Annotated in this window: 13 protein-coding genes; 4 read left to right on the top strand and 9 right to left on the bottom strand. The window is 67.6% G+C overall.

What is annotated here, in order from left to right:
* Nucleotides 1–23 precede the first annotated feature (23 nt).
* From AC1D1T_RS08655 to AC1D1T_RS08695, 9 genes are all read right to left on the bottom strand, one after another.
* Nucleotides 24–2,045, bottom strand: a complete 2,022-nt coding sequence (locus AC1D1T_RS08655; protein ID WP_477991771.1) for a hybrid sensor histidine kinase/response regulator — start codon at nt 2,043–2,045, stop codon at nt 24–26.
* A complete protein-coding gene (locus AC1D1T_RS08660; RefSeq protein WP_477825506.1) occupies nt 2,042–2,773 on the bottom strand; it encodes an alanyl-tRNA editing protein in 732 nt (243 codons plus the stop codon). Before AC1D1T_RS08660 ends, AC1D1T_RS08655 begins: the two co-directional genes overlap by 4 nt.
* Before the next feature lie 28 nt (nt 2,774–2,801).
* Complete coding sequence (locus AC1D1T_RS08665; protein ID WP_477991772.1) at nt 2,802–3,677, bottom strand: alpha/beta fold hydrolase; 876 nt, start codon at nt 3,675–3,677, stop codon at nt 2,802–2,804.
* Nucleotides 3,678–3,719: 42 nt separating this feature from the next.
* The gene (locus AC1D1T_RS08670; RefSeq protein ID WP_477991774.1) at nt 3,720–4,469 is read right to left on the bottom strand and encodes a flagellar brake protein; all 750 of its coding nucleotides are present in this window, start codon (nt 4,467–4,469) and stop codon (nt 3,720–3,722) included.
* A gap of 65 nt (nt 4,470–4,534) precedes the next feature.
* The gene (locus tag AC1D1T_RS08675; RefSeq protein ID WP_047510193.1) at nt 4,535–4,834 is read right to left on the bottom strand and encodes a flagellar protein FliT; all 300 of its coding nucleotides are present in this window, start codon (nt 4,832–4,834) and stop codon (nt 4,535–4,537) included.
* A gap of 65 nt (nt 4,835–4,899) precedes the next feature.
* Nucleotides 4,900–5,319, bottom strand: a complete 420-nt coding sequence (gene fliS / locus AC1D1T_RS08680) for a flagellar export chaperone FliS (protein WP_047510156.1) — start codon at nt 5,317–5,319, stop codon at nt 4,900–4,902.
* A 208-nt stretch (nt 5,320–5,527) separates the two neighbouring features.
* A complete protein-coding gene (gene fliD, locus AC1D1T_RS08685) occupies nt 5,528–6,943 on the bottom strand; it encodes a flagellar filament capping protein FliD (protein ID WP_465113657.1) in 1,416 nt (471 codons plus the stop codon).
* Between the two features lie 176 nt (nt 6,944–7,119).
* Nucleotides 7,120–7,965, bottom strand: a complete 846-nt coding sequence (locus AC1D1T_RS08690; protein WP_477991773.1) for a flagellin N-terminal helical domain-containing protein — start codon at nt 7,963–7,965, stop codon at nt 7,120–7,122.
* Between the two features lie 322 nt (nt 7,966–8,287).
* Nucleotides 8,288–9,133, bottom strand: a complete 846-nt coding sequence (locus AC1D1T_RS08695) for a flagellin domain-containing protein (protein WP_047510162.1) — start codon at nt 9,131–9,133, stop codon at nt 8,288–8,290.
* Nucleotides 9,134–9,573: 440 nt separating this feature from the next.
* On the opposite strand from AC1D1T_RS08695, the gene AC1D1T_RS08700 reads away from it, so the two are divergent.
* The 4 genes from AC1D1T_RS08700 (at nt 9,574) to flhC (ending at nt 14,233) form a co-directional block, all read left to right on the top strand.
* Entirely contained in the window at nt 9,574–11,556 is a 1,983-nt protein-coding gene (locus tag AC1D1T_RS08700; protein WP_477827823.1) for an O-linked N-acetylglucosamine transferase, SPINDLY family protein, read from the top strand.
* Nucleotides 11,553–13,061 carry a class I SAM-dependent methyltransferase gene (locus AC1D1T_RS08705; RefSeq protein WP_477843366.1) on the top strand — a complete coding sequence of 503 codons (1,509 nt, stop codon included), beginning with the start codon at nt 11,553–11,555 and terminating at the stop codon, nt 13,059–13,061. Before AC1D1T_RS08700 ends, AC1D1T_RS08705 begins: the two co-directional genes overlap by 4 nt.
* 256 nt (nt 13,062–13,317) lie before the next feature.
* On the top strand, nt 13,318–13,641 hold the full coding sequence (flhD, locus tag AC1D1T_RS08710; RefSeq protein ID WP_047510164.1) for a flagellar transcriptional regulator FlhD: 324 nt from the start codon (nt 13,318–13,320) through the stop codon (nt 13,639–13,641).
* A gap of 52 nt (nt 13,642–13,693) precedes the next feature.
* Nucleotides 13,694–14,233, top strand: a complete 540-nt coding sequence (gene flhC, locus AC1D1T_RS08715; RefSeq protein WP_047510166.1) for a flagellar transcriptional regulator FlhC — start codon at nt 13,694–13,696, stop codon at nt 14,231–14,233.
* The last annotated feature ends 387 nt before the right edge of the window (nt 14,234–14,620 follow it).

The raw sequence follows: 14,620 nt of genomic DNA on the forward strand, positions 1-14,620 counted from the left end.
CTTCCGCAACAACAACGACGAACCTAGGCCTTCAGCATCTCCGCCATCTTCGCCAGCAGGTCGGGCTTCGAGAACGGCTTGTCCAGCCCGGCGCAGCGCGTCGCCTTCAGGAACTCGCTCGCATCGGGCGACAGCGTGTCGCCGGTGACGAACAGGAAGCGCTGCGCCAGTTCCGGCTGCCGCGCCGATGCGGCCCGCCACAGCGCCGCGCCGTCCATGTCGGGCATGCGCAGGTCGGACACCACCGCATCGAAGCGCGCCRCTTCCAGCAGCTCCAGCGCGACCGCACCGGACAGCGCCGTCGCCACCGCATAGCCGGCACGCTCCAGCATGTCGCGCAGCAGCTCGGCCAGCTCGGGCTCGTCGTCGACCACCAGCACCTGCGCCAGCGCCGGCACCTCGGCCGGCGGCGGGGCCGGTTCGTCGGGCACCGGTTCGGCCTCGCCGCTCAGCGGCAGGCTCAGGCGGAACGACGCGCCCTGCGCCGTCGACTCGAGCACCAGGTCACCGCCATGCTCTCGCGCCACCGAGCGCGACACCGACAGCCCGAGCCCGGTGCCCAGCCCCTCCGGCTTGGTGGTGAAGAAGGTCTCGAACAGCCGCGCGCGCACCTCGGGCGCCACGCCCGGACCGGTGTCGACGACGCGCAGCCACACGCGCGGCTCGCGGTCGGTGCGGCGCTGCTCGACACCGGTGCTGATGTGGATGCGCCGCTCGCCGGTCGTCATCGACAGCGCCTGCTGCGCATTGACCATCAGGTTCAGCACGATCTGCGAGATCTGGTCGCCATCGCCCATCACGCCCGGCAGCTGCGGCATCAGGTCGAGCTGCAGCGCGACGTTGTGGCTGCGGTAGGTGTAGCCCAGCAGGTCGGCCGACGCGCGCACCAGGTCGTTCAGCACCACCACGCCACGCTGCGACGGGCGGCTGCGCGCCATGTTCAGGAAGGTGCGCACGATGCGCCCGCAGCGCTCGGCGGCCTCGCGGATGCGCTGCACGTCGTGCTGCAGGTCGGGCCGGTCTTCGCCTCTCTGCTCGATCAATTTCTCCTCGAGCAGCGTGGCGCGCCCCATCACGATCGCGAGCGGGTTGTTCAGCTCGTGCGCGACGCCGGCCAGCAGGCTGCCCATCGCGGTGAGCCGCTCGCCCTGGCGCAGCGCCTCGCGCTGGCGCTCGATCTCGCGCGCGGCGTCGTGGCGCTCGGACACGTCGGCGATCGACGCGGTGTAGAACGCGGTGCCGCCGACATCGCTGCGCCACAGCACCATCTCGATCGGGAACTCGCTGCCGTCGGCGCGCAGCGCGTGCAGCTCCATGCGCTTGCCGAGCACGTGCGGCGGCCCGCCCGCCTGCATGCGGCGCAGGCCCGCCTCGTGCGCCGCGCGGTGGCGCTCGGGCACGATCACCTCGCTGACCGGCAGCCCGACCACGTCGGCGCGCCGGCGTCCGAAGATCGCCTCGGCCGACGGGTTGAACTCGACGATGCGGCCGTCGGCGTCGGTGGAGATCAGCGCGGCGAGCGCGTGGTCGACGATCGCCGACTTCAGCGCCTCGCTGGCGCGCAGCTGCTCCTGGCGCAGCGCGAGTTCCTCTTCGCCCTGGCGCAGGTCGGTGTGGTCGAGCCCGCAGACCACCACCGCCTGCACCGGCCCGCCGCCCGGCGTGTACGGCACCAGCACCTGCTCGCGGTAGCGGCGGCCCTGCTGCTGGTAGTGCACCCAGCCCTGCAGGTGCAGCGACTCGCCGGCGAACAGCCGCTCGAAGATCGGCACGAAGTTGCGGTAGACGCCGTCGTCGAGCACCTCGGACATGTGGTGGCCGATCACGCGCTCGGACGGCAGGCCCATGAAGCGCAGCGCCTCGAGGTTGGCGTACAGGTAGCGCCCGTCGCGGCCGACCACCGCGACGCGGGTGTTGATGTGCTCCAGCAGCACGCCCATCAGCACCGGGTCGAGCATCGGCAGCGACGGCGGCTCCGCCCCCCAGCGCGTCGTCGACCAACGCAGCTCACGCTGGTCAGAGCCGGCGTCGCCGTTCGAGCTCATGACAGCGGCGCCGCGAACCCCAGCACCACGCGCCGCGTCTGCGCCGACTTCTTCTCGATCTTCGTCACCACCACCGCGCCGATGTCGGCGGTGTTCGCGACATGCGTGCCGCCGCAGGGCTGCAGGTCGACCCCTTCGATCTCCAGCACCCGCACGCGCCCGAGGCCGCGCGGCGGCTGCACGCTCATGCTGCGCACCAGGCCGGGGTTGGCATCGAGCTCGGCCTCGCTGATCCAGCGGTGGCGCACCGGGTGCGCGCCGGCCACCAGGCGGGCGAGGCCGGCGGTCAGTGCCTCCTTGTCGAGCGGGTTGGTCATGTGGAAATCGAGCCGCGCCGAGTCGGCGGTGATCGAGCAGCCGTCGACCGGGTGCGGCACCAGCGCGCACAGCAGGTGGGTGGCCGTGTGGAAGCGCATGTGGCGCTCGCGGCGCGCCCGGTCGATGCGGGCGGTCACCGGCTGGCCGGGCGCCAGGGTGGCGAGCAGCGCCTCCTGGCCGGGCGCCGGCACATGGACGATCTCGCCCGGCGCCACGCCCTTGCGGGTGTCGGCGATCTGCAGCACGCGGCCGTCGGCCAGCCGCAGCTCGCCGCGGTCGCCGGCCTGCCCGCCGCCGAGCGGGTAGAACACGGTGCGGTCGAGCTGCACGCCGGTCTCGCCGAGGGCGGTGATGCGCGCCTCGCATTCGTCGAGCGCGGCGTCTTCGCGGAACAGTTCTTCAGTGGTCATCGCGTGCATCCTGGCCGTGGTCGTGGCGTCAAGCGGGGTCGGTGATGAAGCGGCGCAGCACGTCGAAGGCCTCGTTCGGCTTCTCGCGCCAGGCGCCGTGGCCGATGCCGGGGAACGACTGGAACTGCCGCCAGCGCGCAGGCAGCGCCGCGGCGATGTCCTGCGCATCTTCGAGCGGGCACACCGGGTCGAGTTCGCCGGCCAGCACCAGCACCGGACATTGCGCGGCGGCCAGTCCGGGCAGCAGGTTCATCTGCCGCTGCTCGCCGCGGATGAAGGCCTGCAGGATCTCGGGGGCGGTGAAGCGCCAGGGCGCGCTCTCGACGCGGCCGACCAGGCTCGGGTTGTACAGCGGCTTGCAGACGCGCTGGTAGACGGCGTTGTTCTCGTCGCTCGGATCGGCCCAGAAGCGCTCGGCCACGTCGCGCGCCTCGCGGCCGCCGAGCTGCTCGAACATCGCCAGCTTGCGCGGCATCGCMATGCTGCCGGCAGTGCTCGACAGGATCACCTTGGCGGCATGCGCCGGGTGGCGCGCGATGTAGCGTTGTGCGACGAAGCCGCCGAACGACTGGCCGAGCACGATCGGCTTGACGATGCCGAGCGCATCGCACAGCCGCACCACGTCGTCGGCCCAGGTGTCCAGCGTCCACTCCGACGGCGGGCGGCGGTCGCTCATGCCGTGGCCGCGGTGGTCGTAGTAGACGACCTGGGCCAGGTCGGCCAGGCGGGAGAACAGCGGCTTGAAGGCGACGTGGTCGAACCCCGGACCGCCGTGCAGCAGCACCAGGCTGGGCTTTTCCCGCACACCGTTGCCGTCGGGGACGTGGCCGGGGCCTTCGACGTCGACGAACAGCCTCACACCGGGCTCGATCTGGATGCGCACGCGCTGGCCTTCGTTGTTCAACCAGGGGCGATCTTGCCACGCCCGGCCGCGCGCGAAGGAAGGCTAGCCTCCGGCCAGCAGGCGCTGCCGTTTCTGGGTCTGGTCGATGTAGCGCTGCAACGCGCGCGACACGTCGCTGCTCGGGTTGACGATCTCGCAGCCGAGGCGCACGCCGCGCGAATCGGGGTTGATCGAGGTCACGTGCTGCAGGCGCAGCGCGACGTGCACCCGCGTGTCGACATCGAGGTCCATCTGCACGCCGTTGAGCACCACGCCGGCCGGCAGCGGCGGCACGTCGTCGGGCAGGAACAGCGCGCAGCCGCCGATGCTCACGTCGAGCACGCGCAGCGCGAGCGGCATCTCGTGGATGGCCGGGTGGCGCACGCGCGCCACCGGCGTGCTGCGCAGCAGCGGGCGCACGCGGAACCCGCTGCGGCGCTGGAAGCGGAACAGCTCGCGCGGCATCGCGCAGTTCAGCACCGCGTTGCGGCCGTTGTGCACCATCACCAGCCCGACCGCGTCGAACTGCAGCTTGATGCTGTCCAGGTAGGCGACCGCGACGGCGTCCGCCGACTCGACCAGCGCCTGCACCTGGTTGTTCTCGCCTTCGGCACTGAAGCTGATCAGGCCGCGCACCGGGTCGATCGACCACAGCGTGGTGGTGTAGTTGGCGCCGTCGCTGCCGTTCAGGTGGACGATCACGTTGCCGTCCTGCAGCCGCTTGAGCATCGCCAGCACCTCGGGCACGGCGGAGAGGCGGAAATCGTCCAGCCCGCCATGGGTGGCGGCCAGCACGTCCAGCGGCATCGGCATCGTGTCCAAATTCGGCTCCGGTCGGCGGGACGGCCCGCCGCGATCAGTGAACGTCAGCGAACGGCTCAGTGAACGGTCTTCGGCTTGCCGGCGAGGATCGCGTCCAGGTCTTCCAGCCACGGTTCGGCCAGGTGGCGGATCTCGGCATCATTGACCAGGATGCGCTGCATGATGCGCGATTTCAACTGGGCTTCCTCGGAATCCAGCGGGCGCTGCGCGGCGGCGTGCTTGAGCTGCGAGATCAGCACGGCGCAGGCGCCTTCGAGCTTGACCACGTGGTCCCAGTTGCCGACGCGGGCGGCTTCGAGCATGTCCTGGCTGGCGCGCTCGATGGCTTCGTAGTAGTTCAACAGGGCCTTGTTCATGGGGTGGTCTCCGTTGTCGTTCGACCGGTCGATCTGGAAATGCTTCATGGTGTGCGGGTCCTGGCTCAGGCGGCGGTCTTGATGTCGATCTCGGCCCAGGCGCTGCGCAGGGGCTCGATCAGTTGCACGCATTCGTCGAGGGCCGCCTCGTCGCTGTGCAGGTTGGCTTGCGTCAGGCGCAGGGCCATGTAGGCGTACAGGTCGTTCAGCTGGGCGGCGAGCGCGCCACCGTCCTTCAGGTTCAGGCCGGCCTTCAGGCCTTCATCGACGATGCGCACCGCGCGGCCGAGGGCACGGCCCTTCTCCTCGATCTTCTTGTTGCGGATGGCGCCACGCGCCTGGGCGATGCAATCGATCAGCCCGTCGAACAGCATGGCGATCAGCTGGTGCGGCGATGCGCCGTCGACCCCGGTGCCGACCTGCACTGCCTGGTAGGCATTGCTGCGGCCGCCGAAGGGCGATGCGGAGTAGTCGGAACCGAACATGTTCTTGGCCTTGTGCGTGACTGGATGCACTGTTTATCGGCCCGCCCCGCGCGGCCTTTAGGCCGCACAAGTGGGGTGAAACAGGGTCCATTTCTCCCTCAAGTGTGAAGGGATGTTGCGGGCACCTGCTCCAGTGAAAACACCGTCCGGACCGGGGTCTGACGGTGTTGCACGGATCGACCGGAGTGCGCCCCTGCGGGGCGCTCCTTCAGCCTGTGCTCTTGTTCCAGTTGGCGATCTGCTGCGTGATGTAGGTGCTGAGCGTGTTCAGCCCCGCCATCTTCGTGTCGAGCGCGGTGTACTGGGCGCGCAGGCGCTTCTCGGTGTTCGTCATCCGGTCAGTGATGTCGTCCTGCCGTTCCTGGTTGTCCTTCAGCGTGCTGTTCAGCCCGCTGGTGCGGGCCGCCAGCGAGCCGTCGGTGCCCAGCACCTGGTCGCCCAGCGCGCGCAGCTTCTGCGCGAAGCCGTCGTTGGCCGAGTCGGTCGCGTCGCTGTTGGCGAACGCCTTCTTCATCTCGCTCAGGTTGCCCAGTGCGCTGGTCAGCTTGGTGTCGTTGACCTTCAGCGTGCCGTCGGTCTGGATCTCCAGCCCGATCGACGACAGCGTCGGGAACGCGCTCGAGGCCGAGCCGGTGCCCGTCAGCATCGTGCGCAGCTGGCGCTGCAGCGACACCGCGGTGCTATCGCCCTGCAGCGTGCCGGCCGTCTTGGTCGAATCGTCGTACTTGGTCTGCGTCTTCAGCAGCGACGCCAGCCCGTTGTAGGCGGCCGTGAAGTTCGTGAGCGCGCTCTTGATCGAGGTGTTGTCCTGCGCGACGCTGACCTGTACGTCACCGGTGGTGACCTTCTGCAGGTTCATCGTCAGGCCCTGCACCACGTCGTTCAGCGTGTTGCTCGCCGAGGTGATGTCCAGGCCGTTGATCCTCGCCTGCGCATCGGCGGCGGTCTGGGTGCGCGTCATCGCGGCGCTGCCGTCGGTCGCGTCGTACGCGAAGGCCGAAGGGCCGGCGCCGCTCGCCGTCACCCGGAAGCCGTTGCCGACGCCGGTGGCCGTCGACGACAGCACCAGCCGGGCGCCGCTCGAATCGGTGACGATGGAGGCGGAGACACCGCCGCCCGCCGAATTGATCTTGTCGCGCACGTCGGCCAGCGTGTCGGTCGCGCTGATCGCGATGTTCATCGAGTTGATGGTCGCGCGGGCCTTGAAGCCCGGCTCGCCGATGTCCCAGCTGCCGACGTCGATGGTCAGTGCGCCTTCGCCGACGACGGTGCTGCTGGAAGCGAAGCTGGTGCTCGCCACCGACTGTGCGGCAGCCAGCTTCTGCACGCTGACGGCATAGTTGCCGGCTGCGGCGCTGGAGCCGCTGGACACGGTGACGGAGGAGGTGTCGGCGGAGGTGGCCGCCGTCGCGCCCCAGGTGGTGGAGCGCGTCAGCGCGAGCGCGGCGTCGCGGAAGGCCGACACCGAGGATTGAATGGAGCCGTAAGCGGAGATCTTGGTCTGGATCTTCGACGCTTCGGTCTGCAGTTGCGTGACGGGCAGCTTTTCGACCGTCATCAACTTCGTGATGATCGATTCGACGTCGAGGCCGCTGCCGATCCCCGCTGATGTAACTGATGCCATGACCGTGACCTTTCGGAAGAGTGGACGGCAAGCAGAGGAAGCCTCGCTGCCACTGTCCTAAAAGAAGGAAGGCTTCCCCCAAGGGGAATCCGATATCGCGTGTATCGGAGTCACAGCCGGCAACTTGAGCCCCCGGGTGCGAAATTTTTCACGCACCACGTCTCACTCGTCGTTCATCAGCCCTTCAGCAGCTGCAGCACCTGCTGCGGCAGCTGGTTGGCCTGGGCCACCATCGCGTTGCCGGCCTGCTGCAGGATCTGCGAGCGGCTCAGCGCGGCGGTTTCGGCCGCGAAGTCGGCGTCCATGATGCGGCTGCGGGCGGCAGACTGGTTCTCGACGTTGGTCTGCAGGTTCGAGATCACCGAATCGAAGCGCGACTGGCTCGCACCGTAGGTGGCGCGGGTGTCGTTCACCAGGTTCAGCGCCTGGTCGATGCTGTCGATCACGGTGGCCAGCGTCGCCGAGGTGGTCGTGCTGTCGATCACGGTCGTCGCGGCGGTCACCGCGGTGATCGAGGCATCGACGGTCAGGTCGACGGTGTTGATGTCGATCGTGTCGTTGACCGTCGTGTTGGCGCCGACCTGGAAGGTCTGCGTGCCGGTCGACGCGAGGATCGGCTGGCCGTTGAACGTGGTGCCCGCCAGCACGCGGCCGATTTCGGCCGACAGCTGCTGGAATTCCTTGTTCAGCGAATCCTTGTCGCTGCCGCTGTTGGTCGAGTTGCGGGCCTGCACCGACAGTTCACGCATGCGTTGCAGCGCATCGCCCACCTTGGACAGCGCGCCTTCAGCGGTCTGCGCCAGAGAGATGYCGTCGTTGGCATTGCGCACCGCGACGTTCATGCCGCGCACTTGCGCGTTCATGCGTTCGGCGATCGCGAGACCGGCGGCGTCGTCCTTCGCGGAGTTGACGCGCAAGCCGGACGACAGGCGCTGCATCGAGACCGCCAGGGCGGACTGGGATGAATTCAGGTTTCGTTGCGCGTTCAGCGAAACGATGTTCGTGTTGATGGTTTGTGGCATGAAGCACTCCTCAAGAATCAATGACTCCCGGCGAAATGCGCCGGCGCTTGCCGCAGGGGGGTAATGCCCTGCGTCAGACCCGGCGCGAATCACCGTTGGCCACCGACATGAAAGGTGTGCTGTTGCACACCGCCCCGTCAGCATCCTTCAGTGGATCCGGACCGCAGATCCCGGGCGAGGAACCTGTGGAAGTGATTGTTCCGAGAACTGGAGGTGGGTTAAACCGGGAAATGAGCCGGTCTGACCCGCCTTTTCGTGCGCCAGAAAGCAAAAAGCCCCGCCCGGTTTCCCGGGCGGGGCCTGTGAAGCAGAGCCTGGCGGCTTACTTCAGCAGCGACAGCACTTGCTGCGGCAGCTGGTTGGCTTGTGCCACCATCGCCGTGCCGGCCTGCTGCAGGATCTGGGCACGCGACAGGTTCGACGTTTCAGACGCGAAGTCGGCATCCGTGATGCGGCTCTTGGCAGCCGACTGGTTCTCGACCGAGGTCTGCAGGTTCGAGATCACCGAGTCGAAGCGGTTCTGCGCCGCACCGTACATGGCGCGCTCGCTGTTGACCTTGTCGATCGCGCCGTCGATGTTGTCGATGACGGTCTTCAGCGAAGCCGAGTTCGTCGTGCTGTCGATGACCACGGTGTTGGCCGTCACGGCGGTGATGCTGGCATCGGCCGTCATGTCGGTCGTCGTCACTGTGATGACGTCGTTGGTCGTGGTGTTGGCACCGATCTGGAAGTCCTTCGCACCGGCGCTGGCGCCGATGATGGCGATGCCGTTGAAGGTGGTGCCGCCCAGCACGCGGGTGATTTCCGCGCTCAGTTGCTGGAATTCCTTGTTCAGCGAATCCTTGTCGCTGTCGCCGTTGGTGCCGTTGCGGGCCTGCACGGCGAGTTCACGCATGCGTTGCAGCGAATCGCCGACCTTGCCGAGCGCGCCTTCAGCGGTCTGCGCCAGCGAGATGCCGTCGTTGGCATTGCGGATCGCGACGTTCATGCCGCGGACCTGGGCGCCCATGCGCTCCGAGATCGCCAGGCCGGCGGCGTCGTCCTTGGCGCTGTTGACGCGCAGGCCGGAAGACAGGCGCTGCATGGCGGTCGACAGCGAGTTCTGGGTGGTCGACAGATTGCGTTGTGCATTCAGCGACGTGACGTTGGTGTTGACTGACATGACCATTTTAAAAACTCCAATAACGGTTGAACTGAGACCCGGCATGAGCGCCGGCATTGCCTCGGCAGATTGGTTTCTCTACCGCTTCACTTCTCTGCCTTAACGACCGCACGTCCCGGGGGTTGTGCGGCTTGCTGCGCCCGGCTTCACTGGTCTGCCGGACCCCGGCGCCGTTGTTGCGTCGCCGTTGGAGGCTTTATCGGACCGCCACTTTCGAGACTTGAGTCCGTGCTGCCAAAATTTCTGCGAGATCCCCCGAACAACGGGGTGGGAGCCTGCCTTCTATCTGCATTCGCGGCGAAAACTTGAGGGGGGCGCGAAGACGTTTCAGAGTGTGTCAAACGGCGAACTGGCGGGCATCTGGGGCGCATCTCCGGGTCTTCGCCGCGGCGGCGCTTCCTAGAATTTCAGCAACCTCCCATGGGGCGTGCCTGCGCGCCGTCACGATGCACACCAAAGCCCACAAACCCGCCAAGGCCCGCCCCGCTCCCGTGGCGGCGTTCGCACGCAGCGCACAGCGCGACTGGGAAGAAGGCCTGGCGCACGCGAAGGCCGGCGACTGGGCGAAGGCCGAGCACGCCTTCCACCGCGCGAGCGAACGCAACCCACGCGACACCGTCTACCTGCTGAACCTCGCACGCGCGCAGATGAAGAACGGCACGCACGACAAGGCGCTGCGCAGCGCGCAATCGGCGCTCGCGCTGAAGCCCGACGATGCGCTGGCCCGCATGATCGCGGCCGATTGCCTGAGTGCGCAGCACCGCTACGCGGAGGCCGCGAACTGCCTGCAGCAGCAGCCTGAGCAGACGCCGCGCGGCGCCGAGTACTACCAGAACCTCGGTGAAGCGCTGTTCAATGCCGGGCAGCACCAGGCCGCGATCGCCGCGCTGTTCGAGGCGCTGTCGCGCAACGTCGACCATGCGCTGTCGCACTACCGCCTGGGCCTGTCGTTCAACGCGCTGGGCATGAAGCAGGAATCGACCGAATGCTTTCGCACCGCGCTGGTCCTCGGCCTCGGCCAGGGCGACCTGGCCGCGCAGGGCCTGCTCGCCTTCGTCGAGCGCGAGCTGTGCCGCTGGCAGAACGCGCAGGCCGACGTCGCCGCACTGCAGCGGCTGGCTGATGCGCTGCCCGACGACGCCGCGAGCTGGGCCTCGGTGTTCGCGCAGGTCACGGTCACCGGCGACCCGGTCGCGCAGCGACGCGTCGCTCGTTCGTGCTGGCGCTTCCAGACGCGCCGCGTGGAAGCCTTCGCGCCCGTCGCGCCGCGCCCGCTGCCCGCACGGCTGCGCGTGGGCTTCGTCTCGGCCGACTTCCACCAGCACGCCACCGCGATCCTGATGGCCGAGGTGTTCGAGAAGCTCGATCGCAGCCGCTTCGACATCACGCTGTATTCGCACGGTCCGGACGACGGCAGCCCGATGCGCGCGCGCCTGCGCAACGCCGGCCGCTTCGTCGACGTGGCGAAGCGCAGCGACCTGGAGGTCGCGCAGCAAGTGCGGCATGACGAGATCGACGTGCTGGTCGACCTGAAGGGTCACACGCGCGATGCGCGGCTCGCGATCTTCGGCCACCGCGCGGCACCGGTGCAGCTCAGCTTCCTCGGCTTCCCCGGCACGACCGGCGCGGCGCCGGCCGACGGCATCGACTACTTCGTCGGCGATGCGATCGTCTCGCCGCTCGCGAACGCCGCCCACTTCAGCGAGAAGCTCGCGCTGATGCCGGGTTGCTACCAGCCGAACGACCGCCAGCGGCCGCTGCCCGGCCCGTACAGCCGCGCGCAGGCCGGTCTGCCCGACGACGCCCTGGTGCTGTGCGGCTTCAACCAGCCGTTCAAGCTGTCGCCCGAGGTGTTCGACGTCTGGTGCCGCCTGCTGCACCGCCTGCCGGATGCCGTGCTGTGGCTGCTGCAATGGAACGACCACTCGCCGGCACAACTGCGCGCCGAGGCCGCCGCGCGCGGCATCGATCCGCAGCGCCTGGTGTTCGCCCCGAAGATCGGGCTGCGCGAGCACCTGAGCCGCCTGGCGCTCGCCGACCTCTTCATCGACACCTGGCCGTGCAACGGCCACACCACCGCCAGCGATGCGCTGTGGGCCGGGCTGCCGGTCGTCACGTATGCCGGCGAGACCTTCGCATCGCGCGTGGCCGCCAGCCTGCTCGATGCGGTCGGCCTGCCGCAACTGGCCTGCCCGACGATCGCCGACTACGAGGCGCGCATCCTCGAGCTGGCCGGTGACGCTGGCGCGCGCCAGGCGCTGCGCGACCACCTGATCGCAGCCCGCGACAGCGCGCCGCTGTTCGACAGCGACACCTGGACCCGCGATTTCGGCCGCCTGCTGTGGGCGATGGCCGAGCGCTGGTCGCAGGGGCTGCCGCCCGACCACATCGCCCTCGCCCCGCAACACGCCGAAGGAGCCTCCGCATGAGCACGATCGAGCTGCCCGCCATCCACCTGTGCATCATGCAGCCCGCAGGCTACGTGCATTCGCTCGGCTTCCTCGACCAGGCCCGCTACTTCCGCCACCAGTTCCGCCGCATGGGCGCCGAGGTGAGCCTCGCGAAGAACCGGCTGCGCCATGACGCGATCAACTTCGTGTTCGGTGCCCATCTCGGCTTCGACGCCGCGGCGCGCGAGCGCTACACCTGCGTGTTCGTGAACCTGGAGCAGCTCGGCCGCGACGGCGCGCCGGTCGGCGGCGACTACCTGGCGCTGCTGCGCGGCTCGGCGGTCGTCGAGTACGACGCCGACAACATCGCCGCCTACACCGACCATGCCGACGACGTGCCGATGTTCCCGCTGCTGTTCGCGCCCTACCTGAAGCCGGTACAGACGCTGCCGCTGGAAGAGCGCCCGATCGACCTGCTGTTCATCGGCGCGCTGAACCCGCGCCGCCTCGAGATGCTGCAGCGCATCGAGGCCACCGGCCGGCGCGTCACGCGCTTCGAGCAGCCGCTGTACGGTCCGGAGCGCGACCAGCTGATCCTGCAGGCGAAGGCGGTCGTCAACCTGCACTTCTACCCGGCCAGCCGCTTCGAGCAGGCCCGGGTGTCGCACTGCCTGTCGCTGGGCACGCCGGTGCTGTCCGAACGCCGGCCGCAGACGCGCCCGCATGCCGCCTTCGAGGACTGCGTGACCTGGTTCGACGAAGCCAGCCTCGACGAGGTCTTCGGTTCGCACTTCGGCACCCCGGCGTTCCACGAGGCTGCGCGCGCGCAGCTGCAGCGCTTCGAGGCCACCGACCCGCTCGAGGCTTATGCCGACATCATGGCGTTCGCGGTCGGCTACGCCCGCGTGCACCAGGAGCGCCGGCCGCAGGAGCCATGGCGGCCGACTCGGATCAACCTCGGTTCGGGCAAGGACTACAAGCCCGGCTGGTTCAACATCGACATCCTCGAGCGCGCCCAGCCCGACCTGGTGCTCGACCTCGGTCAGCCGGTGCCATGGCCGCACCGGGCCAGTTCGTCGTACGGCGGCAATGTGCTGCTGGCCGAGGACAGCGTCGACATGATCTTCGCGAACAACGTGCTCGAGCACGTGCCCGACCTGCCGACGCTGATGGGCAACTGCCTGGCGCTGCTGAAGACCGGCGGCCAGTTCGTCATCGAGGTGCCGTACGAGCACGCGGCGACGGCCTGGCAGGACCCGACCCACCTGCGCGCGCTGAACGAGAAATCGTGGCTCTACTACACCGACTGGTTCTGGTACCTCGGCTGGTTCGAGCACCGCTTCCAGCTGGCGCAGTTCCACTACCTCGACGACGCGCTGCGCGAATGCCCGAAGGAGCGCGCTGCCTTCATGCGCGTCGTGCTGGCCAAGGTGGAGACCTCGCTGCGCGAGCGCACCACCGCCCGGGTGATGCGGGCCGATTTCGCGCTGCCGGACGACATGTCCGACGCCTACGCGGCCGACCTGGCAGCCCTTTCGGCGTGAAACCCGCCTGAAAAACCCTCTTGACCTACCGGAAAAGACCGCCCAGGCGGTCTTTTTTCTTTCTGCGACAAGCACTTGCGTTCGCGCTTCAGCTTCCCCGGCAGCCGTGTAGGAATTTGCCTGACAGGGGCCATGGAAGAAGCTGGACTCAAGCGACAGAACTGACCTGATGTTTGGGTCCATCTTGCGTCTTCACAATTCGTTCCACGTTGAGACAAGTAGCAAGTAACCCGCAACGAACACCAAGGAACGAGACATGAACGCCGACCAAATCCTGACCGAAATCCGTGAAGCCAATCTGTCGTACCTGATGCTGGCCCAGAGCCTGATCCGCAGCGACCGCGAACAAGCGCTGTACCGCCTGGGCATCAGCGACGAGAGCGCTTCCCTGATCGGTCTGCTGACGCCGGCGCAGATGATGAAGGTGGCTGCCAGCAACACGCTGCTGTGCCGTTTCCGCATGGACGACGACCTGGTCTGGGGTCTGCTGACCAACCACGGCAAGGCTGCCTCGAACGACACGACGAGCCGCCTGCACGCCAGCATCCTGATGGCTGGCCGCCACCACGAAGCCGCCTGAGCTTCGCGACTGCCGAAAAACTGCCACACCACACAAGATTCCGGAGAGAGACATGACCCGCACCAAGAGCATCCTGACCGAAGCCAAGCAGATCGAACGCGCTGTCACGCTGATCAACCTGGGTGCTCGCCTGCAGGTTCTGGAATCTGAAACCGACCTGTCCTACGAGCGCCTGCTGCGCCTGTACAAGGAAGTCTCCGGCAAGTCGCCGAGCAAGGGTCAGTTGCCTTTCTCCACCGACTGGTTCATGACCTGGCAGCCCAACATCCATGCCTCGCTGTTCCTGAACATCCACGAATACCTGAACAAGGTGGCCGAGATGGACGAGATCGACACCGTCATCAAGGCTTACCAGCTGTACTCCGAGCAGACCCAGGCACAGGGCCTGGAAGCGCTGCTGTCGGTGACCCGCGCCTGGCGCCTGGTGAAGTTCGTCGACAACGGCATGTTGACGATGACCAAGTGCTCGAAGTGCGGCGGCCATTTCGTCAGCCACCCGCACGAGATTTCGAAGCACTACGTGTGCGGCCTGTGCAACCCGCCGGCACGTGCTGGCAAGGGCAAGGCCAGCGGTGGCATCCAGATGCACTGAGCGCCTGTGCGCTCAAGTCGGCCGCAAGGCGGTCGATAAGCTCTCAACGATTTCTGTTTTTCCCTGGGTAGTGTGAGTTAGCGACTTTTGTTTTCTTGATCTCCTCCTGGCGCTGAAAAGTGCTTTCAACGGATCCTTCGGGGTCCGTTTTCTTTTGCCCTGCCCGGGCGAGGGGCCGGGTCTCGCCCCGGCGGGCGAGTCACTTTCATTTGAAGCCCAAATGAAAGTAACCAAAGCAAAGGGCTTCAATACAACACCCACGGTTCGTTCTTCACGCTGCGGACAACACTGCCACTTCGGCTGCACATCCACGTTCAACGGGATTGTTGGCCGTTCTTCTCCACCCGGCTCGCTGCGCTTCGCCAAGACACATGGCGAGCGCAGGCG

The sequence above is a fragment of the Rhizobacter sp. P2_H3 genome, from assembly GCF_056403355.1.

What these genes read in the sequence shown, in the direction of transcription:
- AC1D1T_RS08660 (WP_477825506.1), bottom strand. Translation starts at nt 2,773, where the DNA reads ATGACCACTGAAGAACTGTTCCGCGAAGACGCCGCGCTCGACGAATGC.
- flhC (WP_047510166.1), top strand. Translation starts at nt 13,694, where the DNA reads ATGACCCGCACCAAGAGCATCCTGACCGAAGCCAAGCAGATCGAACGC.
- AC1D1T_RS08700 (WP_477827823.1), top strand. Translation starts at nt 9,574, where the DNA reads ATGCACACCAAAGCCCACAAACCCGCCAAGGCCCGCCCCGCTCCCGTG.
- fliS (WP_047510156.1), bottom strand. Translation starts at nt 5,319, where the DNA reads ATGTTCGGTTCCGACTACTCCGCATCGCCCTTCGGCGGCCGCAGCAAT.
- AC1D1T_RS08670 (WP_477991774.1), bottom strand. Translation starts at nt 4,469, where the DNA reads ATGCCGATGCCGCTGGACGTGCTGGCCGCCACCCATGGCGGGCTGGAC.
- fliD (WP_465113657.1), bottom strand. Translation starts at nt 6,943, where the DNA reads ATGGCATCAGTTACATCAGCGGGGATCGGCAGCGGCCTCGACGTCGAA.
- AC1D1T_RS08705 (WP_477843366.1), top strand. Translation starts at nt 11,553, where the DNA reads ATGAGCACGATCGAGCTGCCCGCCATCCACCTGTGCATCATGCAGCCC.
- flhD (WP_047510164.1), top strand. Translation starts at nt 13,318, where the DNA reads ATGAACGCCGACCAAATCCTGACCGAAATCCGTGAAGCCAATCTGTCG.
- AC1D1T_RS08675 (WP_047510193.1), bottom strand. Translation starts at nt 4,834, where the DNA reads ATGAACAAGGCCCTGTTGAACTACTACGAAGCCATCGAGCGCGCCAGC.
- AC1D1T_RS08695 (WP_047510162.1), bottom strand. Translation starts at nt 9,133, where the DNA reads ATGGTCATGTCAGTCAACACCAACGTCACGTCGCTGAATGCACAACGC.